At 74.7% G+C, this 23,516-nt stretch carries 22 protein-coding genes; 3 read left to right on the top strand and 19 right to left on the bottom strand.

The window, feature by feature from the left end; all coding sequences use genetic code 11:
* The first annotated feature begins 61 nt into the window (after positions 1-61).
* Positions 62-715: a maleylpyruvate isomerase N-terminal domain-containing protein gene (locus ACA361_RS34665; RefSeq protein WP_375019169.1), complete on the top strand. Its 654-nt coding sequence runs from the start codon at positions 62-64 to the stop codon at positions 713-715.
* A gap of 13 nt (positions 716-728) precedes the next feature.
* Here ACA361_RS34665 and ACA361_RS34660 read toward each other — a convergent pair whose 3' ends face one another.
* The 8 genes from ACA361_RS34660 to ACA361_RS34625 all read right to left on the bottom strand — a co-directional run bounded on the left by ACA361_RS34660 (position 729) and on the right by ACA361_RS34625 (position 8,760).
* On the bottom strand, positions 729-1,496 hold the full coding sequence (locus ACA361_RS34660; protein ID WP_375019167.1) for an enoyl-CoA hydratase: 768 nt from the start codon (positions 1,494-1,496) through the stop codon (positions 729-731).
* Between the two features lie 58 nt (positions 1,497-1,554).
* Positions 1,555-2,352 (bottom strand): acyl-CoA thioesterase, encoded by a 798-nt coding sequence (locus ACA361_RS34655; protein ID WP_375019165.1) that lies wholly within the window; start codon positions 2,350-2,352, stop codon positions 1,555-1,557.
* 66 nt (positions 2,353-2,418) lie between these two features.
* Complete coding sequence (locus ACA361_RS34650) at positions 2,419-4,029, bottom strand: alkaline phosphatase D family protein (protein WP_375019163.1); 1,611 nt, start codon at positions 4,027-4,029, stop codon at positions 2,419-2,421.
* A 245-nt stretch (positions 4,030-4,274) separates the two neighbouring features.
* Positions 4,275-5,327, bottom strand: a complete 1,053-nt coding sequence (locus tag ACA361_RS34645; RefSeq protein ID WP_375019161.1) for a phosphotransferase — start codon at positions 5,325-5,327, stop codon at positions 4,275-4,277.
* Positions 5,324-6,310 carry a hypothetical protein gene (locus tag ACA361_RS34640; protein WP_375019159.1) on the bottom strand — a complete coding sequence of 329 codons (987 nt, stop codon included), beginning with the start codon at positions 6,308-6,310 and terminating at the stop codon, positions 5,324-5,326. The genes ACA361_RS34645 and ACA361_RS34640 overlap by 4 nt, the downstream gene beginning before the upstream one ends.
* A 110-nt stretch (positions 6,311-6,420) precedes the next feature.
* Positions 6,421-6,738, bottom strand: a complete 318-nt coding sequence (locus ACA361_RS34635; protein WP_375019157.1) for a hypothetical protein — start codon at positions 6,736-6,738, stop codon at positions 6,421-6,423.
* A 58-nt stretch (positions 6,739-6,796) separates the two neighbouring features.
* Positions 6,797-7,759: a polysaccharide lyase family 1 protein gene (locus ACA361_RS34630; RefSeq protein WP_375019155.1), complete on the bottom strand. Its 963-nt coding sequence runs from the start codon at positions 7,757-7,759 to the stop codon at positions 6,797-6,799.
* Positions 7,760-7,779: 20 nt separating this feature from the next.
* The gene (locus ACA361_RS34625; RefSeq protein WP_375019153.1) at positions 7,780-8,760 is read right to left on the bottom strand and encodes an arabinan endo-1,5-alpha-L-arabinosidase; all 981 of its coding nucleotides are present in this window, start codon (positions 8,758-8,760) and stop codon (positions 7,780-7,782) included.
* 298 nt (positions 8,761-9,058) lie between these two features.
* Here ACA361_RS34625 and ACA361_RS34620 point away from each other — a divergent pair, with 298 nt between their 5' ends.
* Both ACA361_RS34620 and ACA361_RS34615 read left to right on the top strand, forming a co-directional pair.
* Positions 9,059-10,291: a DUF6801 domain-containing protein gene (locus ACA361_RS34620; protein ID WP_375019151.1), complete on the top strand. Its 1,233-nt coding sequence runs from the start codon at positions 9,059-9,061 to the stop codon at positions 10,289-10,291.
* A gap of 134 nt (positions 10,292-10,425) precedes the next feature.
* Entirely contained in the window at positions 10,426-11,787 is a 1,362-nt protein-coding gene (locus tag ACA361_RS34615; protein WP_375019149.1) for a protein kinase, read from the top strand.
* A gap of 15 nt (positions 11,788-11,802) precedes the next feature.
* Here the strand turns inward: ACA361_RS34615 and ACA361_RS34610 are convergent, their stop codons facing one another.
* The 11 genes from ACA361_RS34610 to ACA361_RS34560 are packed head-to-tail and all read right to left on the bottom strand — an operon-like array spanning position 11,803 to position 23,268.
* Entirely contained in the window at positions 11,803-12,690 is an 888-nt protein-coding gene (locus ACA361_RS34610; protein ID WP_375019147.1) for a diacylglycerol/lipid kinase family protein, read from the bottom strand.
* Positions 12,691-12,694: 4 nt separating this feature from the next.
* A complete protein-coding gene (locus ACA361_RS34605) occupies positions 12,695-13,522 on the bottom strand; it encodes an IclR family transcriptional regulator (protein WP_375019145.1) in 828 nt (275 codons plus the stop codon).
* A gap of 29 nt (positions 13,523-13,551) precedes the next feature.
* Positions 13,552-15,021: a dihydroorotase family protein gene (locus tag ACA361_RS34600; protein ID WP_375019143.1), complete on the bottom strand. Its 1,470-nt coding sequence runs from the start codon at positions 15,019-15,021 to the stop codon at positions 13,552-13,554.
* Between the two features lie 8 nt (positions 15,022-15,029).
* Positions 15,030-16,409: an FAD-binding protein gene (locus ACA361_RS34595; protein ID WP_375019142.1), complete on the bottom strand. Its 1,380-nt coding sequence runs from the start codon at positions 16,407-16,409 to the stop codon at positions 15,030-15,032.
* A complete protein-coding gene (locus tag ACA361_RS34590) occupies positions 16,406-17,044 on the bottom strand; it encodes an aspartate/glutamate racemase family protein (RefSeq protein WP_375019141.1) in 639 nt (212 codons plus the stop codon). Before ACA361_RS34590 ends, ACA361_RS34595 begins: the two co-directional genes overlap by 4 nt.
* Positions 17,041-18,411 carry an MmgE/PrpD family protein gene (locus tag ACA361_RS34585; RefSeq protein WP_375019139.1) on the bottom strand — a complete coding sequence of 457 codons (1,371 nt, stop codon included), beginning with the start codon at positions 18,409-18,411 and terminating at the stop codon, positions 17,041-17,043. The genes ACA361_RS34590 and ACA361_RS34585 overlap by 4 nt, the downstream gene beginning before the upstream one ends.
* Positions 18,408-19,109 carry an ABC transporter ATP-binding protein gene (locus tag ACA361_RS34580; protein ID WP_375019137.1) on the bottom strand — a complete coding sequence of 234 codons (702 nt, stop codon included), beginning with the start codon at positions 19,107-19,109 and terminating at the stop codon, positions 18,408-18,410. The genes ACA361_RS34585 and ACA361_RS34580 overlap by 4 nt, the downstream gene beginning before the upstream one ends.
* Entirely contained in the window at positions 19,096-19,914 is an 819-nt protein-coding gene (locus ACA361_RS34575) for an ABC transporter ATP-binding protein (protein ID WP_375019135.1), read from the bottom strand. Before ACA361_RS34575 ends, ACA361_RS34580 begins: the two co-directional genes overlap by 14 nt.
* The gene (locus ACA361_RS34570) at positions 19,911-20,957 is read right to left on the bottom strand and encodes a branched-chain amino acid ABC transporter permease (protein WP_375019133.1); all 1,047 of its coding nucleotides are present in this window, start codon (positions 20,955-20,957) and stop codon (positions 19,911-19,913) included. The genes ACA361_RS34575 and ACA361_RS34570 overlap by 4 nt, the downstream gene beginning before the upstream one ends.
* A complete protein-coding gene (locus ACA361_RS34565; protein WP_375019131.1) occupies positions 20,954-22,021 on the bottom strand; it encodes a branched-chain amino acid ABC transporter permease in 1,068 nt (355 codons plus the stop codon). The genes ACA361_RS34570 and ACA361_RS34565 overlap by 4 nt, the downstream gene beginning before the upstream one ends.
* Entirely contained in the window at positions 22,018-23,268 is a 1,251-nt protein-coding gene (locus ACA361_RS34560; RefSeq protein ID WP_375019130.1) for an ABC transporter substrate-binding protein, read from the bottom strand. Before ACA361_RS34560 ends, ACA361_RS34565 begins: the two co-directional genes overlap by 4 nt.
* Positions 23,269-23,516 lie beyond the last annotated feature (248 nt).

The following is a 23,516-nucleotide window of genomic DNA, read 5'->3' as shown; positions in this document are numbered from 1 at the left end:
GCGCCCGCCACCGGGGCGAAAACGGGTCGCCGGGGCGGGCCCGCGCTGTTAGCTTGCCGCGGTGGAACTCTTCACGCGTTCTTGGGCGGCGTTGCGGGCGGCGGTCGCCGAACTCCCGGACGAGGACTTCGCGCGGCCGTCGGGCTGCGCGGGCTGGCTCGTGCGCGACCTGGCCTGCCACCTGATCATCGACGCGCAGGACGTCCTGATCACCCTCGCGACGCCCGCCGAGGCGGAGCCGACCCGGGACGCGGTGACGTACTGGGACGTGGCCGGGGCGCCGCCCGCCGGCGATCCGCTCGACGCGCTGACCGTCCGGCTGGCCGCCGCGTACGAGGAGCCGCGGCTGCTGAAGTTCCACCTCGACGACGTCGGCTCCGCCGCCGGCCGCGCCGCCGGGCTCGCCGACCCGGCCGGGCGGGTCGGCACGCGCGGCGAGGTGCTGACCGCGGGCGACTACCTGTCCGCGTACGTCCTGGAATGGACGCTGCACCACCTCGACCTGGTCGCCCACCTCCCGGACGCGGCGGGACCGCCCGCCGAGGGCCTGGCGGCCTCCCGCGCGATGCTGGAGGAGATCGCGGGGGCGCGGTTCCCCGCGTCCTTCTCCGACGCGGACGCCCTGCTGGTCGGTACGGGCCGCCGGAAGCCGGCCGAGGCGGAGGCGGCCGAGCTGGGCGGCCTGGCCGCGGCCCTCCCGCTCGTCCTCACCTGACCGGCACCCGCCGTCAGCCGGGGAGCCGGTCCCGGTTGCGCCGGAGCACCTGGACGCGGCGCTCCTCCAGCCCGGCGAGGTCGGTCCGGTGCCGCCGGGCCAGGTCGGTCTCGGCGGCCAGCGCGGGGCCGAGGCCGGAGACCTCGCCGTACATGTGCTTGAGCGCCGCCATCGGCGCCGCGGGGACCTCGGCGGCGGCGGTGGCCAGCTCCAGCGCGCGGCCGAGCAGCTCCCCGTGCGGGACGACCTCGGTGACCAGCCCGAGGCGCTCGGCGCGGGCGGCGTCGACGACCTCGCCGGTCATCGACATCCGGCGGGCGGCGGCCTGGCCGACGACCCGGGGCAGCCGGGCGGTGAGCCCGCCGCCGGGCAGCACGCCGACCCGGACGTGGGTGTCGGCGAACACGGCGCGCTCGGAGGCGACCAGGAAGTCGCAGCCGAGCGCGATCTCCAGCCCGCCGGTGAACGCGGCGCCGTTGACCGCGCCGATCACGGGCTTGCGCACCTCGGCGACGCGGTTGATGCAGTTGCCGGTCTCGAACCGCTGGAAGAACGCGGCGCCCTCGGCGGCGGCCTGCTTGAGGTCCAGGCCCGCGCAGAACGCGGGGTCCGCGCCGGTCAGCACCAGCGCCCCCACGGAGTCGTCGGCGTCGGCCGCGTCCAGCGCCTCCAGCAGCGCCGTGTTCAGCTCGCCGCTGAGCGCGTTGCGCGCCCCGGGCCGGTTCAGCGTCAGGATCCGGACCGGCCCCGCGTCCTCGCCGATCAGTACATCGTGTGCCATGTCACTCCAAGGTCGGCCGTGAGGGCACTCTAATCACCTCACCGCGTTCCCCGGGCTGTCACGCGGTACGCGGCGTACGGAAGAGGGCCTCCTGGGTGAGGCTGGCGGCCAGCGTGCCGTCGTGGGCGTGGATCGACCCGGTGTACCAGCCGCGGCCGGCGGCGACGGTGTGCGGGACCAGGTCCATCAGCACCCAGTCGTCCATCCGCACCGGCCGGTGGAACCACACGGCGTGGTCCAGGCTCGACCCCGACCGGCCCGGGCCGTCGTGCAGGGCGGCCAGCCCGCTGGAGATGTCCGACAGGTACGTCAGGACGCAGGCGTGCACGAGCGGGTCGGCGGGCAGCGGCAGGGTGGAGCGCGCCCACATCCGGGTGGGCCAGTCCGACTCGTACGGCTGCGGCGGCACCCGGCCCTCCAGCGAGAACAGCCGCGGCAGCGCGTCCCCGGCGGACTCCTCGGGCGGCGGGGCGGCCGGCATCGGGTGCGCCTGCCGGTCGTCGTCGTCCTCGGGCGTGTGGAACGAGGCGGACATGTTGAAGATGACCTCGCCGCCCTGGAGGGCCACGACCCGCCGCGCCGAGAACGAGCGGCCGTCCCGGTCCCGGTCCACGCGGAAGATCGTCGGCCGGGCGGCGTCGCCGCCGCGCAGGTAGTAGCCGTGCAGCGAGTGCGGCAGCCGCCCCTCCGGGACGGTGCCGCCGGCCGCGCGCAGCGCCTGCGCGGCGACCTGCCCGCCGTACAGCGGGTACGGGTCGTCGAACGCCACGGTGGTCCGGTACAGGTCCCGGTCCAGTTCCTCCAGGGCCAGCAGGTCGAGCACGCTCGGCAGCGTCTCCTCCGCGGCCCCCGTCATCGTTGATCGCACAACGAGAAGGTATCCGACCCGCGGCCGCCCGCCGGCACGGCCGTGCCCCCGGCGCTACGCCCGCTGGACGCCCGGCCGGCGGTCCTCCACCACGAAGCTCGCCCGGGTGGAGACCGGGGCGCCGGGCCGCGTCACGTACGGCAGCACCCGGAAGTCGGTGCGCATGCGCCGCCGGTCGACGTTCACGCTCAGGTAGCCGCGCTGGGCGTTGAAGAACCGCATGTGCGGGTTGGCGGCCAGGAACGTGCGGCCGAGGTCGTCCATGTCGGCGCCGTCGCCGCCGCTGGTGAGGGACGTGCCGACGAACTCCGAGCCGACGGTCGGCGAGTCCGCGTCGTCGTAGTCGCGCTTGAGGTCGACGGCGTAGTTCTGGTGCCGGTCGCCGCTGAACACGACCAGGTTGCGCACCCCGTGGTCGTGCGCGGCGGCCAGGACGCGGTCGCGCTCGCCGGCGTAGCCGTCCCAGGGGTCCACCCAGACGTCCTTGCCGGGGCCCGGGTCCCAGTCGGTCTCCCCCATCGGCATCTGGTTGCCGAGGAGCTGCCAGCGGGCGCGCGAGGTGCGGAAGCCGTCCAGCAGCCAGCGCCGCTGCTGGTCGCCCAGGATCGTGCGGGCGGCGTCGAAGCGCTCGTCGCAGTCGCGGGTGCGGCCGGTGCCGTTGCCGTACGAGCACGCCTGGATGTCGCGGTGGCCGCGGGTGTCGAGCATCCTGAGGTCGGCGAGCCGCCCGTAGGAGAGCCGGCGGTGCAGCCGGATGTCCGGCCCGGACGGCAGCTGCGAGCGGCGCAGCGGCAGGTTCTCGTAGAACGCCTGGAACGCCGCCGCCTTGCGCCGGGCGAACTCGGCCGGGTCCGGGTTCGGGTGGCGGCCCATGATGACGGTGTCGCGGGCCCAGTCGTTGACGACCTCGTGGTCGTCCAGGGTGTGGACGAACGGGAAGAGCGCGTGCGCCCGCTGGAGCGGCGCCTCGGCCTTGTAGAGCGAGTACTGGAGCCGGTAGCGCGCCAGGTCGAAGGTCTCGGTCCCGAACTGCGGCGGCACGGGCACGCCCCGCCGGTTGCCCGCGGTGATCTCGTACTCGTAGATGTAGTCGCCGAGGTGCACGATCAGGTCGAGGTCCTCGGCGGCCATGTGGTCGTAGGCGGTGAAGTAGCCGTCCTGCCATGCCTGGCAGGACGCGACGGCGAACGTCAGGCCGCGCGGCATCGAGGACGCCGCGGGCATCGTCCGGGTCCGGCCCGCCGGGGAGAGCTCCCCTGCCGCGCGGAACCGGTAGAAGTACTCGCGGCCCGGCGCCAGCCCGGCGATCTCCGGGTGGACGGAGTGGCCCAGCTCCGGCGTCGCCACGGCGGAGCCGCGCCGGACGATCCGGCGGAACCGCTCGTCGGCCGCGACCTCGTACTCGACCCGGATCCGGCGGTCGGGCATCCCCGCCCTGCCGTCGGCGGCGAACGGCTCGGGCGCCAGCCGCGTCCAGATGACGAAGCCGTCCGGCGCGGGGTCGCCCGAGGCGACGCCGAGCGTGAACAGCCCCTCCTTGCGGAGCGTGTACGCGTGGGCGGCGGACGAGCCGAGCGCGCCGGTGCCGAGCAGCACCGCGGCCGCGCCCACCCCGCCCGCTCCGATGAAGCGGCGCCGCGAGACCCGATCGACATGCGAGGACATGCGTTCCCTCTCCGTCCATCCCGGAGGACACATATGAGGTTGTGAAGATAACGCCCGAGAATGTGAGATGGAGCGTAGAAGAGCCCGCGATAGGCGTCAAGATCACACCTTCACCCGGATTTCGGCCAGGATCCGGCCGGAGAGGCGATATCAGCGCGATAACAACACAATTTCGGTGTTAAGTCGCCGCCGGGCGGCCCCCGGCGGTGGACCGGCCGGGCGGCGGCGGCCGGTCCACGGCGGGATCAGGGCAGCAGCTCCAGCGCGCCGAGGTCGCGCGCGTGGCGGGCGTGCCGGTCGGTCATCGCGCAGAACATCGCGTCGCCGCGGTCGGTGCGCTCGACGAGCATGGCGGCGCCGATCGCCATCACGATCCCGTGGAACGCGTGCGCGCGGTACTCCCGCCAGCAGCCGTCCCAGGACAGCTCCACCCCGCGCGCGGTGAGCGCGGCGTGGTAGCGGCGGACGATCTCCTCCTCGCGCTCCCGCCGCACCGGCACCGGCAGGCTGGAGCCGAGGAAGTAGGACAGGTCGGCGAGGCCCGGCCCGTACGCGCAGGTCTGCCAGTCGAGCACGGCCGGGCGCGGCCCGCCGAACATCAGGTTGTCGGCCCGGAAGTCGCCGTGCACCAGCGTGGGCGTGCCCGCGCGCTCGGCGAGGTAGCCGCCCATGCCCGGCAGGAACTCCTCGATCAGCACGATCGAGCCGGGGTCGAGGCGCCCGGCGTACCGCTCCCGGAAGCCGGCGTACAGGTCGGTCACCATCGCGGCGGTGAACGCGGCGGTGTCGGCGTCGTGCCGGTTGAGCCAGCCCAGCGCGGCCAGGTCGGGGTCGTCCCAGCCCGCGGCGTGGAAGGCCGCCATCTCCTCCACGGCGGCGCCGGCGTCCTCGGCGGTGACGCCCGCCAGCTGGTCCCCGGGCTCGGCGGGCGCGAGGTCCTCCAGCAGGACGGCGTAGTCGTCGTGCTCCGCGTCGTACGCGGCGAAGTGGCAGGCGGGGACGCCCGCGTCGAGCCGGGGCGCGATCTCGGCGTAGAACTTCGCCTCGACCTCGTAGGTGCGGATCGTGCGGGCCGCCTGGCGGCTCGCCGGGTCCGCCGCCGGCACCTTGGCGATCATCGTGGCGGGCGGGCCGGGCCGCTCGTACGTCAGGTGCAGCCGCAGGCTGTCGGAGACCTGGCCGGTGCCGACCGGCTCGGCCCGCACGCCCGTCACCTTCCCGCCGTCCAGCAGCGGCGCCAGCGCCTCGGTCAGCCACCCGGCGGTCAGGCCGGCGGCGCCCGCGACCGGGGCGGTCACGCGCCCGCCTCGGGGGCGAGGTACGACCAGCCGTGGTCGCGCCAGCCGGGCGGCTGGTGCCACTCCGTCCAGCCGTACCCGGTGCGGCCGTCCTCGGCCGCGAACCGGCACAGGGCGCGCGGGAAGCGCGCCTCGGCGCCGTCCGGCGAGGTGACGGCGACCGGCGCGAACGCCAGCGGCTCCGCCGTCATCGGCGCGCCCGCCAGCCGCAGCCGCGACTCCCGCGGCAGGTCGCCGGCGCCGAACACGGTCTCCGCCGAGAAGCCGTCCCGGTGCTCCAGCTCCCCGCCCGGCGGGACGGCGAACGACGGCCACGGGATGGGGAACCCGATGTTGGCCTGCATGCAGTGGAACGCGGTGCCGTCGCCGAGCCGCCCGGACGACCACAGCCAGGAGGTCTTCCACCAGTCGCGCTCGCCCCAGCTGTGGTCGCGCTCGCCGCCGGCCCCGTCGATCGCGAACCTCTCGCCGCCGACCTCGACCGTCCCGGTCACCGTGCACGGGATCTCGTACCGGGGCAGATCCTTGTACGGGTAGACGCCCCCGGCCGTGCTCCATTCGAGGTCGAGGGCGAGCCGGGTGGTCGCGGCGCCCGCGAGGTCGCCGTACGCCATCGCCGGATCGGGCAGCACGGCCGCGGCGCCGGCGTCCAGCGTGACGCGGGCGGGCCCGAACGGCTCGGCGATCTTCTGCGTGGCCGTGTACGCCGCGGTCCGCACGTCGGCGCTCCCCGGCTCCGGCATGGGCGCGTCGTTGTCGGCGACGAGGACCAGCGGCCGGTCCGGGCCGACGACGCACGCCCAGTACCAGGCGCGTTCCCAGTTGGGGTACAGGCCGAGCCGGACGTAGCCGGCGATCGACCCGTCGGGGGCGGCGAAATCGAAGTAGTAGGACTCGTTCCAGAGGAGTTCGGGCCCGGCCGGGTGCCGGGCCTCGTCGGCGGGCGTCAGCTCCCAGGTGCCATGCTCGATGATCTTCACCATACGGTCGGTCTCCTGCGCGCGGGGGTGGGTGATCAAGCGCTTGGTCCACCTTGCCCCCGCGCCTCCCGCCGCGTCCAGGGCCGGAACCCGCCCGCGGCCTGGGACGGCGCTCAGTCCGAGGACACCCGGCGCTCGCTCCGCGCGATGATCCACTCGGTGGTGGTGGCGGCCCCGGCGATCCGGCGCTCGAGCCGGGTGCGCCGCACGCGCCGCCGCTCCGGCGCCCGGCGCGGCCGCGGCACCCGGCCCGCGACGTCGCGCGCCAGATCGGCCAGCCGCTCCCCCGCTCCGGCGAGCTCGGCCAGCGCGCGCCGCTCGGCCCGCGCGTCGGGGGTCTCCAGCACGCGGGCGTACAGCGCCTCGACCTCGGCCATCTGCGCGCCCAGCCGCAGCAGCGCCCGATCCCCGGTCTTCCGCGTCTCGCCCACGCGTCCATGGTGGGCGAAGGAGGGCGCGCGCCGCACCCCCGTTTCCGGGGACGCGGACTCAGACCTTGCCGACGCCCGCGCCGGCGGTGACGACCGACTTCACGGCCGGGGCGCCGTCGGGGATATAGGGGTACGGGATCGCCGCCACGCTCCCGGGGTTGCGCGACACCGGCGTACCCGAGCCCACCAGGTGGTTGTCGAGCAGGCGGATGTTCCCGGGCGCGGAGTCGCCCGTCTGCGCGACCGTCGGCCGGGCGGTGTTCTCGAAGTGGTTGCGCTCGACGTACACGCCGGCGCCCTCGGTCGACGCGACGCCGTAGCTCCCGATGCCGCTGTAGTAGTTGTTCAGCACGTGCACGGGGTTGGCGAAGCGCACGCGCGGGTGGCGCTGGCCGGTGCCGTCGAACCAGTTGTGCACGTACGTCACGCGCAGCCGGCCGCGGTCCTGGGAGCCGTTGCCGTCGGAGTGGCCGAGCAGCGCCGTCTTGTCCTGGCGGTGGAAGCGGTTCCAGGACACGGTGATGAGGTCGGATCCGCGCTTGACGTCCAGCAGGCCGTCCCTCGCGCCGCTGAGGTCGTTGTGGTCGATCCAGATGTTGCGGGCCGACTCCTCGATGTTGACGGCGTCGTCCCCGGATCCGGTGAACGTCAGGTTCCGGATGATGACGTTCCGGGAACCGCGCAGCGTGAGGCCGCCGCCGCTGATCCGGCCGGAGGTGCCGGTCCCGATGATCGTCTTGTCCGACCCGACGCGCTGCATGCCCGCCAGCGCCAGCGTGCCGGTCACGCGGATGACGTACCGGCCGGACGCGTTGGCGTACCGGGCGAACTGCGCCGCGGACGACACGGTCACCGTGGTGCCGCCCGCGCCGCCGGTCGTGCCGTCGCCCATGCTCGCGTACCCGACCGGGCTGTTCTCGTACGCGGCGACGTGCCGTGCCCGGACGGTCGCCGTGCCGCATCCGGCGGCGGCGAGCGCGAGCGCGGTGCCGCCGCTCGCGAGCTTCACGGAGGTTCTCATCGGGGGGCTCCCATCGTTCGTCACCAGACGTACGGCCAGCCGGCCGCGTCGAAGCCGAGATAGTTGATGCCGAGCTTGTGACGGCCGCCGTCCGCGCGTTCGTAGTAGTGGTAGACGAGCAGGTCGCGGTCGCCGTCGCGCAGCACGCTCTGCCCGCCCGGCCCGGCCACCCGGCTCCCGTGCGCCGCGAGCACCTCGGTGCCGCCGCCGGCGGTGAGCGCGCGGCCGTTCCGGTCGGTGTACGGGCCGGTGATCGAGCGGGACCGGCCGACCATGATCCGGTACGTGCTGGACGCGCCGCGGCAGCACAGGTCCCAGGACGTGAACAGGTAGTAGTACCCGCCGTTCCGGACGATGTGCGGCGCCTCGATGCCGAGGTCGGTCCGGGTCCGGGCGGCCAGCGGGCGGACGGTCCGGTCGCTGTGCCGGTTGCCGGTGGCGGGGTCGATGCGGATCAGCTTGATCCCGGTCCACCACGACCCGAACGCCAGCCACCAGCGGCCCTCGGCGTCCACCGACAGCTGCGGGTCGATGGCGTTGAAGTCGTCGCGCGCCGAGGAGGTGATCACCCGGCCGCGGTCGCGCCAGGTGCCGGGGCGGCCGGTGTCGCTGACGGCCAGCCCGATCGCGGAGGTGTTGGAGCCGAACGAGGAGGCCGAGTAGTACATCAGGTACCGGCCGCCCTGGTACGACACGTCCGGCGCCCACAGCTCGCGCGCGTCGCCGCTGTAGGCGCGGGCCCACGCCGCCCCGTCCGGGAGCGCCGCCCCCGCGCGGGCGAAGTCCGTCCGGTTCGGGGATGAGCGCGCCTCCAGCCCGTTGTGGGTGGAGTAGGTGTAGTACGCACCGTCCGCCGCGCGGATCATCGTGGGGTCGTGCACGGCGATGTCGCCGCGCACGAGCCCGGGTTCGGGATGGGCCGCGAGCGCGGTGCCGCTCATCGCGGCCGCGGCCGTCACGGCGGCCGCCGCCGCGAGGGCTCCGCGGAACGGGGTGACCATGGGGATGCCCCCTTCGCTCGTCCGGGGGCGCAGTCCACCACGGCGCGGAGCGGGCCTTCCAGGGGGCGCCGCCGTTTCTGGGACGGCGGACAGCGGCGGTTGTGGCCGGGCCACCGGAATTCCGGCGGGCGGGCGATGTCACGCATGGCGGCCCGGGCGAGCGGGCTCATACTGCCCGGCCCGCGTCCCGTTGCTAACTCCGGGCGCGTTTTCCGTCTCCGGATCCGTTATCCCGCCCGGCGCCGGAACGGATGATGGCCGCCCACCAGTAGCAGAGCGGACTTCGGAAGGACGCGAGATGCGCAGGCGACATCGACGCACGGCCCGCCGGGCCGGAGCCCTGATCATCGGCATGCTGCTCGCGGCGGCGGCCGTCCCGGCCGCCCCGGCCGCGCACGCCCTGCCGCCGGCCGACGTGCCGGCGATCGGCGTGGACACCGGCCGCTTCAAGCTCCCGATCGGCTGCACGATCACGCTCGCCGGCGTGCCGGTCTTCTGGCTGCCGACCGACGTGGACGTGCAGGGCGTGGCCCCGGTCCAGCTCGGCCCCGGGCAGGAGTTCTGGCTGACTCAGGGGTCGGGCAGCATCACGTTCCCGTCCTGGCTGACCTCGCTGGCCCCGCTGCTCGGGCTGACCAGCGCGGACGCGCGGATCACGGACCTGAGCATCGGCGCGAGCACCTCCACCCCCGAGTCGATCAACATCGCGGAGAAGGAGCCGCTGGAGATCCCCGGCATCCCGATCGAGGCGGGCGAGCCGCTGAAGGTGGGGCTGCCGCTGGAGGGGACGTTCGACGTCGGGCCGTTCACGGCCGCGAACGCCGGCGCGACGACGCTGAAGTTCGACGGCGCCGTGGCCGAGGTGGACCTGAAGTCGTCGGCGGGGTTCACGCTGCCGATCAAGGCCGACTGCGAGGCGTCCCAGGGCAACGCGCTGCTGAAGATCGCGATCGGCGGCCCGGCCGGGCGGCCCCCGGCCAAGATCCAGGGGGCGCCGCTGAACTTCCCCGAGCCGGCGTCCAACCAGCTGGTCGGGATCGTCAACGCGCCGTACCGGTGCGTGCTCGGCGGTGAGCCGCTCGACGTCGGCATCGCGGTCGGCGCGCACATCCCGCTCGTCGTCCGGCGCGGCGGCTCGTTCGCGTTCGACCGGGCGTCCGGGGCGCTCACCCTCCCGGCGGCCACCGTGGACCGGCTGGCCGACAAGGGGTACACGACGGCCAGCGGGACGGTGACGCGGCAGGACCTCGTCGTCGAGGGCGGCACGCCGGCCACCCAGAACGTGGCCGGGGACGGCATCGCGATCCCCGAGACGCGGCTGGAACGGGGCCGGCCGCTGGTGATCCCGCTGCCCGCCGAGGGGACGCTGACGGCCGGGCCGTTCGCGCCCGCGCCCGGCGCGCGGACCGTCGCGGTCTCGCTCGGGGCCGCCGCCGCGGACCTGTCGTTCGACGGCTCGCCCGAGGTCGTGCGGGCCGAGTGCGCCGCGCCCTCGCCCAAGGCGTACCTGGTCGAGAACCCGGTGACCTGACCCGGGGGGTTGGCGCCCGGCTTTGCCGTCCGGATCGAACCGCATTACTCCGCGATGCGTACTCCTTGGCGGTTTGCGGTACGGGCGGCCGAGTCTCGCGCCACCCCCTGGGTAGGGGCACAGAGGTGAGTGCAGTGCGACCAGGACTCAGGCTCACCGAGCGCTACCGGCTCGTCGAGCGGCTGGACGCCGGATCCGGCGACCAGGTGTGGCGGGCCTGGGACGAGGCGCTGGGGCGGCCGGTGGCGGTGAAGCTGCCGGCCGCCGGGCGCGCCGCCACGGCGGAGCGGCACCGGCGGTTCCGGGAGCGCGTGGTGCGCGCCGTGCGGGTCACCCACCCGGCCTTCACCACGGTGTACGACTGCGACCTCACCCGGGACGCCGGCGGCCGGTCCACCTCGTACGTGGTGACCGCGTTCCTCGACGAGGAGGACCTCGCGGAGCGGACCGCGCGCGAGCCGCTCACCGTCGCCGAGGCCCTGGACTGCTGCGCGCAGATCGCCGAGGCGCTGGCCGCCGCCCACGCGGCCGGCGTCGCGCACGGCGGGCTGCGGCCGGAGAAGATCTTCCTCACCGAGGACGGGGTGCGGATCGCCGACCTGGCGCTGGCCGGGGACGGCGGCCCGGGCGCGGCCGCGGACGACATGCTCGCCTTCGGCGCGGTGCTCGCCGGCTGCCTCCCGGAGGGCGGGGACGTGCCCGCCGAGGTGGCCGGCCTCGCCGCCCGGTGCCGGTCGCCCGAGCCGGCGCGGCGGCCCGGCGCCGGCGCGGCCCTGGAGATCCTCCGCCGCGCCCGGGAGGCCGCGGAACCCGCCGGCTCCGATCCCGGCCACGTGCCCGAGCTCGTACCGGAGCCGGAACGCGGACCCGAGACCGAGCCCGAGCTCGTACCGGAGCCGGAACGCGGACCCGCGCCCGAGACGGCCGCGGAGCCGGCCGGGGTGCCGGCCGGCGTGCCCGCGGAGGCCGCGCCGACCCGCGTGTACGAGCCGCCCGCCGCCCCGGCGCCCGCGGGCGCCGCCGCGTCCCAGGACAGCCGGCTGGTGTTCCGCGTCGCGGTGACCGCCACCGTCGTCGCGGCGCTGCTGGCGGTCCTGGCGCTGCTCGGCCGCGACACCTCGCACGGCCCGGACGGCGCGGTGCCCGTCCCGGCGGCACCCACCTCGCCCGGCGGCACGGTCCCGGCCTCCCCCGCCCCGGAGCGCACCGGCCGTACCGAACCGGTGTCGGTGCCCGCCGCCTACGCCACGCTCGGCCGGCTCCAGCCGATCATCGACGGCGCCCGCGCCGCCGGCGAGATCCGCTCCGACGTGGCCGTCGACCTCAACAATCTGATCACCAACCTGCGCAACGACCTCGCCGCGGGCCGCACCGGCGGGATCGACGCGGAGCTGGCCCGGATCCGGGAGAAGATCGACACCCGGCTCCGCGAGCGCGCCCTGGACGGCGAGGTCGCGGCGCGGATGACCGCCGTCCTCTCGGGCGGGCGCGGCTGACCGCGGCGCGGCCGGTCAGCCGGGCGCGATGATCCGCCAGGCGCGCGCGTCGAGCGTCCAGCAGCGGTGCGTGTACGGACCGCTGACCTCGCCGTCGGCGTTGGCGAGGAACGGCTCGCCGCTGATGGTGACGCTGCAGGCCGTCGTGTGGACGACGTCCTCGCGGTGCCGGTGCGTGCCCTTGCGCAGCCGCAGCGCGAAGCCCACCCGCGCGAGCGGGCCGGTCGCGGCGGAGACGACCAGTTCCACCCGGCCGTCCCCGGGATGCCCGTCGGCCGCCAGCTGGGCGGTGCCGCCGGCGATGCCCGAGGCGTTGCTGAGGGCGACCATCAGGAACCGGCCCTCGGCGACCGACTCGCCGTCGGCCTGGACGCGCAGGTTCCAGCCCGTCTCGCGCATCCCCGACAGGACCGCGCCCAGCGAGAACGCGGCGGCCTTGAGGTACGGCTTGAAGCGGGTGGCCCGGCGGGCGGCGGTGGCGCCGATGCCGACGTGCACGGCGTTGAGGACGACGCCGCCGTCCTCGTCCACGAGGATGTCCAGCTCGCGGGGCGTCCCGTCCGCCAGCAGCCGGGCGGCGCCTTCGGGGTCCAGCGGGATGCCGAGGTTGCGGGCCAGGTCGTTGCCGGTGCCCATCGGCAGCAGCCCCACGGTGCGCCCGCCGAGCTCGCCGCGGGCCCGCAGCCGCGTCACCAGCCCGTGGATCGAGCCGTCGCCGCCCGCGGCGACCACCACGTCGCCGGACCCGCCGGCGGGATGCTCGTCGAGCGCCCGGTCGAGGTCCTCGGGCGAGCCGGTGGGGCGCAGCGCGACCTCCCGGCCCCCTTCGCGGAGCAGCGCGGCGATCCGCTCCAGGGTCTCGGTGTCGTGGGTGCCCGCGTTGGCGTTCGTGAGGATCAGCACCCGGTCATTCTGCCCCGGGCACGGAGTCCTGGAGCCACGACCAGCTCCGCCGGATCTCCTCGGCGGCCTCGCGGGCGAGCACCCGGTACCGCTCCACCGCCTCGGGGGTGAAGCGGTACGCGGGGCCGCACACGCTGAACGAGCCGTACACCTCGCCGTCCGGCCCGAACAGCGGGGCGGCGACCGAGCCCGCGTCGGCCTGCCGCTCGCCGACCGAGGCAGCGACGCCCTCGGCCGCTATCACGGCCAGTTCGGCGCGCAGCGCGGCCTCGTCGGTGACGGTCCGGTCGGTGAGCGCGGCCCGCGGCAGGGCCAGCACCGCCTCCCGCCGGTCCTCGGGCAGGAAGGCCAGCACGACCTTGCCCGAGGACCCGGCGTGCAGCGGGAACCGGGCGCCGACGTCCACGGTCATCTTGATCTCGTGCCGGCTCTCGAACTGGTCGAGGTAGACGCGCTCGTCGCCGACCAGGCCGGACAGGGTGGTGGTCTCGCCCGTCTCGTCCCGCAGCCGGCGCAGCACCGGCGCGGCGGCGGCGCGCGCGTCGAAGCGGCGCAGCGCGCTCGCGCCGAGCGCCACGGCGGCCGGGCCGAGCCGGTAGCCGGGCACCCCCTCGTCGGTGGCCAGCATCTCCCGCGACACCAGCGACCGCAGGATGCGGTGCACCACCGCCTTGGAGATGCCGAGCTCGCGGCTGATCGCGCTGACGCCGAGGTAGCGCGGGCCGGCGGCGAACAGCAGCAGGACGTCGGCGACGCGGGCGGCCGCCTCGGTGCCGACGCCCTCGGCCGCGGCGGCCGGGGTCCGGCGCGCGGTCACGGTGTGGTTGGTCACGGCTCGATCCTAGGGTCGCCCGGCCCGGCTCAGCGGCCGCGGCGGAGGTAGCGGCCGGCGGGCGCGCCGGTGATCGCGCCGTCGGCGTACACCCGGTTGCCGCGCACGAACGTGTCGGTCACCCTCGCCGTCATCGCGAAGCCCTCGAACGGGGTGTACTCCTGCGTGGACTCGGAGTCGGCGGCCCGCACCGTCCAGTTCACGTCCGGGTCGACCAGCGCGATGTCGGCGTCGTACCCCTCGGCGATCGTGCCCTTGCGCTTGAGGCCGTACCGCTGCGCCGGGTTCCACGAGGTGAGCTGCGCGACCTTCTGCAGCGACATGCCGCGCTTGGTGCCCTCGCCGACCAGGCCGGGCAGCAGGTACTCGGCGCCGCCGAAGCCGGACTTGGCCAGGAACACGTCGTCGCGGTCGGCGCCGAACTTCATCTCGTCCTTGCAGCAGGCGTGGTCGCTGACGACCCAGTCGACCTCGCCGGCCAGCACGTGCCGCCACAGCGCCTCGACGTCCTCGCGCTCGCGCAGCGGCGGGTTGACCTTGCCGCCGATGCCGTGCGCGGTGTCGACGTCGGCCAGCAGGTGCCCGATCGTCACCTCCCGGCGGAAGTCGATGTGCGGGAACGCGGCCTTCATCGTGATCGCGGCCGCCAGCGCCTTCTCCGACGACAGGTGCAGCAGGTTGATGTTCGGCAGGCCGGTCTCGTGCGCCAGGTACGAGGCGATGGTGACCGCCAGGCCCTCCGAGTGCGGCGGCCGGGACGCGCTGTAGGCGCGCAGGCCCGACAGCGAGCCGTCGCGCTCGACCATCTTGGTGTACGCGGTCATGATCTCGGCGGTCTCGCAGTGCAGCGACAGCGAGAGCGAGTCGGCGTACTCCGGCAGCGCCTCCCGCGCCCGCTGGAGGCCGCGCATGACGAACTCGAAGTGCGCCAGGTCGTACCGCTCGTCCTCGGGGATCATCAGGAACTCGCTCTGCGAGGTGGACCGGCCGTGCAGGCCGTGCGTCCCGTAGAACATGAAGATCTTGAACGAGGTGACGCCGTGCTCCTCGACCAGGTACGGGATCTCCTCGATGTGCGCGGCCGACATCGGGGCCAGGTGGAACGCGTAGTCCACGTACGAGCGGCCCTCGGAGGCGGCCAGCACCTCGGGGAAGAAGTCGCGGTACGGGCCGCCCCTGTTGAGGTAGTACTGGCCGGTCCGCATGTAGGTCAGCGACGTGGTCACGCCGCCCTGCGCGCTGGCGCGGCTCTCGGTGGCGGTGTCGGTGGCCAGGTCGTTGTAGATGCCCCAGTGCTGGTGGGCGTCCACCACGCCGGGGAACGCCAGCAGCCCGCGCCCGTCGACCACGGTGGCCGCGTCGTCCGCCGGGAGCCCGGGCGCGACGCGGGTGATGGTGCCGTCGTTCACCGCGATGTCGAGCGCCTCGGGGGCGGAGCCGTCGGGGTCGCCGGGCCGCACCACCCGGACGTTCTTGATCAGCAGTTCGGTCGTCGCCATGAGTTCTCCTACTTGACGGTTTCAGCGGTTCGTTCGGCCACGTGGTCGGCGGCCAGGTAGGCCAGGCCGAACGCGGGGAGCAGGCCGTTGCCGGGCAGGTAGCCGGCGGCGCCGTGGCCGGAGATCCCGGCGGCGGCGCCGCCCGCCGCGTACAGGCCGGGGATCGGGCGGTCCGCGGTGTCGACCACGTTGGCGTGCTCGTCGACCAGCAGGCCGCCCTGGGTGTGGAACAGCGCCGGCACGACGCGCACGGCGGCGTAACGCGGTTCGAGCGGCCGTTCCCAGTTGGTGCGGCCGAACGGGTCGGGACGCTCGCCGCGCGCGATGGCCGCGGCCGTCGCCAGCTCGTCGGCCAGGGCGCCGGCGGGCAGCCCGGTCGCCTTCGCCAGCCCGTCGGCGTCGCCGGCCCAGACCAGCACGCCGGACTCCACGGTGTCGCGGAAGTCCTGGAACGCCTGGCACTGCTCGAAGATCGTCTCGTCCAGGACGATCCAGCCGGTGGCGCCGGGCCGGGCGGCCAGCTCGGCGGCGTACTCGGAGTAGCCGCGGGTCTCGTTCCCGAACCGGCGCCCGAGCGTGTCGACCAGCACGGCGCCGTGGATGATCGTCGCCCAGCCGACCAGCGTCCCGGCGCCCGCCGCGAGGGCGCCGTGGCCCTGGTAGGCGTCCAGGAACCCGGTGGCCGCGCCGAGCCGCCCGCCGATGCGCAGCGCGTCGCCTAGCGACTGGTCGCTGCCGTGGTAGACGGCGTCCGCGATCTCCGGCAGGTGCTCGGCGACCAGCCCGCGGTCGGCGCCGTACCCGTTGGTGGCCAGCAGGACGGCCCGGGTCGGGATCTCCTCCTCGGTCCCGTCCGGGTACGTCACGACGGCCGCGGCGACCGCGCCGTCCGCGCCGGTGCGGACGTCGGTGAGCCGCGCCGGGACGAGCATGTCGATTCCGGGATGTTCGGCGACCCGGCGCGCCAGATGGTCGATCACGCCGGAGCCGTGCCGGCCGGGGATCGAGTGGCAGCGCGGGACGGCGTGCCCGGGGTAGTTGAAGTCGGTGACCAGCGACAGCGGGAGGCCCACCGAGTCGGCGAGCCATTCCACCAGCGGCGCGCCGGCCTCCGCCAGGGTCCGGGCCAGCCGCGGGTCGGCCTGCCCCTTCGTCTTGGCCATGATGTCGGCCACGAACCGGTCCGGGGAGTCGTCCACGCCCGCCGCGGCCTGCCAGCGCGAGCCCGCGCCGGGGAACATCGCCGTGGACATCGAGGTGTTGTTGCCGCGCCGGTAGTGCTCGCTGGACTCCACGACCAGGACGCTCAGGCCCCGCTCGGCGGCGCGCAGCGCGCCCGCGAGCCCGCCGCCCGCACCGGCCACGACCAGGTCGGGTCCGCCGCTCACGAGGCCACCATCAGCCCGAGCGCCAGCTCCGTCGGGTCGACGACGCGGGCCGGCAGGTCGGCCGGCTCCACGTCGACGGCCGAGCAGCCGTTGATCACCGCGGTGGCGCCGCGCCCGGCCAGCGCGCCGACGGCCTCGGCGAGCGCCGCGTTCCACGCCCCGGTGTCGGCGATCGCGTCGAACGGCAGGTCCATGACGGCCACGCCCGCCACGTGCCGCTCCAGCCCGTACGCGCTCAGCCGGCGGGCCAGCTCGGCGCCGATCGCCTGGTTGCGGACGACCGCGCCGAACCGCTCGCCGCGGGCGGCCAGGTATGTGGCGCTGAGCTTCAGCAGCCCGTGCACCGGCGGGCCGCCCGGCTCCGCGGCCCCGTCTGGGACCGCCGGGTCGAGCACGCAGTCGGGGAAGGCCAGGTCGAAGCCCGCGCCCGCCGCCTCCCGTTCCAGGGCGGCGGCGACCTCCTTCTCCGAGGCGCGGACGGCGTCCTCGGTGTCCAGCGCCCCCGGCGCCGCCGGGCCCACGTCGCGCAGCTCGATCCGCAGGCCGGGCGGCGCGAGCCGGTCGTAGCGGGCCTGCCGCCGCCCGATCTCCGCGGCGGGCAGGTGGATGGGCGTCACCGCCAGTGCGCGCGTCATCGGCTCTGCTCCTTTCCTTCCGTTCCGGCGAGCGTCCGCAGGGCGGCGCCCACCCGTTCCATGCCGGGCAGCTCGCGGGCGACCCGGACCGCCGTGCCGACGAACCCGGGCCGCTCCGGCAGCCAGCCCTCCAGCAGCCCGATCAGGTCGTCCTCGCCGAACGGGTGGTGGTCGGCGTCCCCGACGGGGTTCGGGACCTCCCGCACGGCGGCGTCCCCGCCGGCGAACTCGACGGTCACCCGGGCGGCGCGCTCGTCCGGCAGCCGCGCGGTCAGGTCGCCGGCGGCGGCGACCCGGACGCGCCGGGCCAGGTCCGCCACGTCGGCGCGGCCGTGGTCCGAGCGGGGGCCGACCTCGCCGGTGAGCGCCGCCGAGGCGACGGCGAACGGCGTGGAGAACATGGCCGAGAGCCGGTTGTCCCATTCCACGGCGGTGAGCCCGGCGCCGAGCGCGTGCGTCTCGACCAGGATCCCGGCGATCTCCCGCCCGTCCAGCGCGCCGCCGGCGCGCAGCGCGAGCACCGCGTCGGCGGCGGGGTGGGTGAACGAGCAGGACGCGTGCCGCTTGAAGTAGCCGCGCGTGACGTCCCAGCGCGTGCCCAGCCCGGACGTCAGCTCGGCGAGGTCGATCTCGCCGAGCAGGGTGCCGAGCGAGAGGGCGGCCGTGCCGGTGTTGCGGGCCATCCCGGCGGCCGCCATCCGCGCGGCGGCGAGCCCGTTCGCGTTGGAGGCGCCCATCCAGGCGTCCCGGACCGGGTTGCCCGCGGTCGCCGAGCCGAAGTGGCCGGCGATCGGCATCCCGGCGGCGGTGTCGATGGCGGCGGCGGTCTCCCCGGGTCCCAGCCCGAGCAGCCGCGCGCAGCCCGCCGCCGCGCCGGGCACGCCCCAGCTGCCGTGCGGGTGCGCGCCGGGGCGCAGCCGGACGGCCCGGCCGAAGCGGGCCGCGACCTCGTAGGCCGCGAGCAGGGCCGCGGCCGTGTCGGGTCCGGTGCCGTCCAGCTCGGCGGCCAGCGCCAGCACGGCCGGGAAGCCGTGCGCGGCCGGGTGGCCCTTGGCGTACTTGTTGCCCTCGTCCAGCTCCAGCGCCACCAGGGCGGTGCCGTTCAGCCGGGCCGCGGTGTCGGCGGGCACCAGCCGGCCGCCGCCGATCAGCGGGGAGCGGCCCCCGGGAGCGCCCCAGACCTCCCGCAGCGCCCGGTGCTCCGGCAGGCTCGCGCCCACCGCCGTCACGCCCGCCACGTCCAGCAGCACCAGCGACAGCCGCTCGACCACCGCGGCGGGCACGGCGGCGAGATCCAGCCCGGACGCCCACGCGCCCAGCCGGGCGGTCGCCGCCGCCGCCGCGTTCTCGTGTTCCCCCGTCGTCACAGCCCCAGGTACGCCTTCCTCACCTCGGCGGAGCCGGCCAGTTCGGCTCCGGTGCCCTCCAGGACCGTCGAGCCGCTTTCCAGCACGTACGCCCGGTCGGCGATGCCGAGGGCCTGCTTGGCGTTCTGCTCGACCAGCAGCACCGCGACCCCCGTGTCGCGGATGCGGCGGATCGCCTCCAGCATGCTCCAGGTCAGCTTGGGCGACAGGCCGGTGGACGGCTCGTCCAGCATGAGCAGCCGCGGCCCGGCCATCAGCGCGCGGGCGATCGCCAGCATCTGCTGCTGCCCGCCGCTGAACGTCTGCGCGATCTGCGTCCGCCGCTCGGCGAGGACGGGGAACAGCTCGAACACCTCGGCCAGGCTCGCCTCGGCCTGCTCGGACGTGCGGGTCCACGCCCCCATCCGCAGGTTCTCCTCGACGGTGAGGGTGCCGAACAGCGCCCGGTCCTCCGGGACGTGCACCAGGCCGTCCCGGACGAGCTGGTCGGGCCGGCGGCCCAGGGTCGGCGCCCCGTCGAAGGTGACCGTCCCGGACGACGGGCGGATCTGCCCGCAGACGGTGCGCAGCGTCGTGGTCTTGCCGGCGCCGTTCGCGCCGACCAGCGCCACGATCTCGCCCTCGCCCAGGCGCAGGTCGATGTCGTGCAGGATCTGCATGCGGCCGTATCCGGCGCAGACCTTCTCAAGAGTCAGCACGCGCCCGCTCCTCCCCATCGGCCCCGCCGGGCCCGCCGGCCCCTTCGCCGGCCGCCTCCGGCTCGCCGGTCACGGGCTCCTCGCCCAGGTACGCGTCGATCACCCGCCGGTCGCTGGTGACCTCCTCGGGCGCGCCGGTGGCCAGCACCCGGCCCTGGTCCATGACCAGCACCCGGTCGGCCAGCCGCATCACCGCGGCCATGATGTGCTCGATGAACAGCAGCGTGGTGCCGTCCTTCTCGCGCAGGTCGGCCAGCAGGTCCAGGACCGGCTCGCGCTCGGCCGGGACGAGCCCGGCCAGCACCTCGTCCAGCAGCAGCACCCGCGGCCGCATGGCCAGCGCCCGGGCCAGCTCCAGCCGCTTGAGCCCGGCCGTCGGCAGCTCGGTGGCGCGGCGGTGCGCGTACGGGCCGAGGCCGACCCGCTCCACCACCTCCAGCGAGCGCTCGCGGAGCCTCCGGGCGGGGAGCCGCTCGTGCTGGGCGGCCAGGCCGACGTTCTCGGCCACCGTCATGCTGCCGAACGGCCGCATCAGCTGGAACGTGCGGACCATCCCGGCCCGCGCGATCTTGTGCGGGGCGGCGCCGGTGACGTCCCGGCCGCCCAGGGCCACCCGGCCGGTGTCGGGGGCCAGCGCGCCGCACACCACGTTGAACAGGGTCGTCTTGCCGGCGCCGTTCGGGCCGATGATGCCGAGGATCTCGCCCTCGTCCACCGCGAAGTCCACGTCCGTGAGGGCGTGCAGCCCGCGGAACGCCTTCCCCACGCCGCTGACCCGCACCAGGCCGGCCGTGCTCGCCGTCATCGCCGCCGCCTTTCCATGATCGTCCCGACGATCCCCTTGGGCAGCAGCCGCACGATCAGGACCAGCAGGATCGCGTACAGCACCACGTCCAGCCCGCTGCGGCCCTGGAGGAAGGACAGGAAGTCCGGGGGCGTGCGCAGCAGCGTGGCGGTCACGTCGTTCAGCGAGCCGACGATCACCGCGCCGACCACCGGGCCCCAGATGGTGCCGATGCCGCCGATCACGACGGTGACGATCGCCTGGATGGAGACCGCGGAGCCGAAGGCCAGGTCGGGGTTCACGAACAGGTAGTACTGAGTGTAGAAGGCGCCCGCCACCGCGGTGATCGCCGCCGACAGCGCGACCGTGACCAGCCTGTACCGCATCACGGGGGTGCCGAGCGAGGACGCCGCCAGCTCGTCGTCGCGGATCGCGGTCACGTACCGGCCCGTGCGCGAGTGCAGGAACCAGATGCTGACCGCGACCGCCGCGCCGGCCAGCGCCAGCGCGATCCAGAAGTAGGCGTGCGAGTCGGCCGGGAACTGGATCAGCGACAGCGAGGAGCCCTGGATCAGCGGCACGGTGAAGCCGACCGCCTTGTTGGTGAACTCGGTGCTGGTCACGATCAGCCGCAGCATCTCCGCGAACGCGAAGGTGGCCAGCGCGAAGTACGCGCCGCGCAGCTTGTAGCGGAACGCGAAGTAGCCGATGACCACGGCGACCAGGGCGGCCACCGCCATCCCGGCCAGCATCCCGATCCAGGGCGAGACGCCGTGCTCCACCAGCAGGTAGGCGCTGGTGTACGCGCCGAGGCCGAAGTACGCGGCGTGCCCGAAGCTGAACATGCCGCCGAAGCCGCTCATGATGTTCCAGCCGACCGCCATCAGCAGGAAGATCAGGATCCGCACCGCGACCGCGCCCTGGGCGGGCGGCAGGATCAGCGGCAGCGGGATCGCGACCACCAGCAGCGTCAGCAGGACCAGGAGCTGCCGGTTCTGCGGCCGCAGCGGCGGTGCCTTCACGGCGCGGTCGGTGGGCCGTTCGGCCAGCGTGGCGCCGCTCATGAGGAGTCCCCCGCCCGCCGCCCGAACAGGCCCTCGGGGCGCAGGAACAGCACGACGACGAAGACGACGAACACGCCGAGCAACGAGCTCTGGCCGTTCATGTAGATCGTGGTCAGCTGCTCCACCAGCCCGATCAGCAGGCCGCCGACGAGCGCGCCGGCGACGTTGCCCATCCCGCCGAGCACCACCACCACGAACGCGGTGATGTTGAACTGCTCGCCGAGCGTCGGCGTGACCGTCACCAGCGGCGCGGCCAGCACGGCCGCGGCGCCCGCGCAGGCGGTGCCGATCGCGAACGTGAGGGTGTGGATGCGGGTGACGTTGATGCCCACCAGCCGGGCGCCCTCGCTGTTGGCCGCGACCGCGCGGATCGAGGTGCCGAGCCGGGTGTGGCGCAGCATCCAGAACAGCAGGCCGCCCAGGGCCAGCGCGCCGGCGAAGGCGTAGAGCCGGGCGCCGCTGACGACCGCGCCGAACAGGGAGAACTGGAAGTCGCCCGGCAGCGGGACGTTCTTGGGCTCGGCGCCGAAGAACATCAGCAGGCCGTTCTCCAGCAGCAGGGAGAGGCCGAGGGTGATCAGCAGCTGGTTCTCCAGCGAGGCGCCGCCCGCGCCGCTCAGCAGGCCGCGGTGCACCAGCCCGCCCAGCAGGAACAGCGCCGGGACCGCCACCAGGAGCGTGAGATAGGGGTGCAGCCCGGTGCCCTGGACGACCCCGAACGCGATGAACATCGCCACCGCCAGCAGCGCGCCGTGCGCGAAGTTGACGATGTCCAGCACGCCGAAGATCAGCGTCAGGCCCATCGCGATGAGCCCGTACAGGCCGCCCATCAGCAGGCCGGTCACCACCGACTGCCAGACCACCAGGCCGCTGCCCGACTGGAGCAGCGCGACCACGATCGCCACGGCGACCGCGCCGCCGACGACCCCGGCCCGCCTGAGCAGCCCGCCGTTCGTGCCGGTGCCCTTGCGGGCCCGCTTGCCGCCGGGCGGCCCGGAGGCGGCCGCGGAGGGGTCCTTCTCGGGGGCGAGCGCCGCCTGCCCCGTGTTTCCTATGTCGCTCATGACCGCCACGTCACCGAGTAGTTGGGCTTGGATTCGGCCTTCTCCTGGGGATGGACCTGTTTCACCTGGCCTCCCTGAACCTGCATCAGGACGGTTCCGGCGTTGACGTTGTCGCCGTTGGGGGCGAACTTGATCGGGCCGTTACCGACGGTCAGCGGCGCCACCTGGGAGCCGCGGATGCCGTCCCGGACCTTCTCCGGGTCGGTGCCGGCGGCCCGCTCGACGCCCTGCGCGATCACCTGGACCGCGTCGTAGGCGAGCACCGCGCCGGTGCGCATCGGGTCGCCGTACCGCTTCTGGTACTCCGCGCGCAGCTTCTCGGTCTGCGGGTTCTTCGCGTCGAAGTGGTAGTTCGCGCTGAAGAACCGCTCGCCGAGCGCGCCCGCGTCGGCCACGAACTTGGGCTGGTCGAACGCGCCGTTCGACACGCCCCAGACCGCGTCCAGCGGCGGCTTGACCGCGTTGATCGCCTTGGCCGCGAGCAGGCTGTCGCGGTAGTAGCCGACCACCACGAGCGCGTTCGCGCCGGACGCCTTGACCTGCGTGACCTGTGCGGTGAGGTCGGAGACGCTGAGGGCGTCGTAGCTGATGTTCGGGCCGATCGGCAGGCCGAGCTTCGCCGCCTCGGCGGTGAACGCCTCGGCCGCGCCGGCGCCGAAGTCGGACTGCTCGTGCAGGATCGCGACCTTGCGCACCGGCTTGCCCGCCGCGTCCGCCACCTCCTTGAGGTAGCGCGCCCCGGCCGACGAGATCGCCTTGCTGCCGGGCTGGACGCGGAACGCGTACTCGTACCCGTTGGCGAAGATCGCGTCGGTGGCCGTCACGTCCATGACGAACGGCACCCGGTTGCGTTCGGCGACCACGGCCACGTTGGTGCTGACGGCGCTCTGGTAGGTGCCGGTCAGGCCGACGGCGCCCTCGGCGATCAGCCGCTGCGCCTCGCTCTGCCCGACCTCGGCCTTGCCCTGGGTGTCGCCGGTGAGCAGCTCGACCTTGCGGCCGCCGAGCGACTTGATGCCGCCGGCCGCGTTGATCGCCTCCACCGCCATCTGGGCGCCGCGCCGCATCTGCTGGCCGTCCACGGCGTTGGCGCCGCTGACCGGATGCAGGGCGCCGATCTTCACCGGCCCGTCGTCGCGGCCCGCGGCCGCGCCCGCGGCGCCGGACGGGGCCGAGCCGCCGCAGCCGGCGAGGGCCGCGAGTAGCGCGCACGCACCGAGCGCGGCGCCGAGCTTTCGAGCGGACATTCCACCTCTCTCCGCCGGGACCCTCTTCCGGGCCTTCGCCGAGGGCCTTCCGGAGCCTTGCCGTGTTCCGCTTAGAGGAACGATCTTCCGGAGTAGGCTCATCGTGGCACCGGTCACGTTGCCGGGTCAATACCCGCACTTCACTTGACCGACATGTGAGACCGGTGCGAACTTGAATAGCGCCGCCGCGATGCGGTACGAAACAGGAAGTTCACAAGCGTTCCCCTAAGGGAAACACTCAGAGAACC

The sequence above is a fragment of the Actinomadura sp. 21ATH genome, from assembly GCF_041951345.1.
Taxonomy (GTDB): Bacteria; Actinomycetota; Actinomycetes; order Streptosporangiales; family Streptosporangiaceae; genus Spirillospora.
The sequence above is the reverse complement of the archived record's forward strand: the minus strand, read 5'-3'. Positions and strand labels throughout refer to the sequence as shown.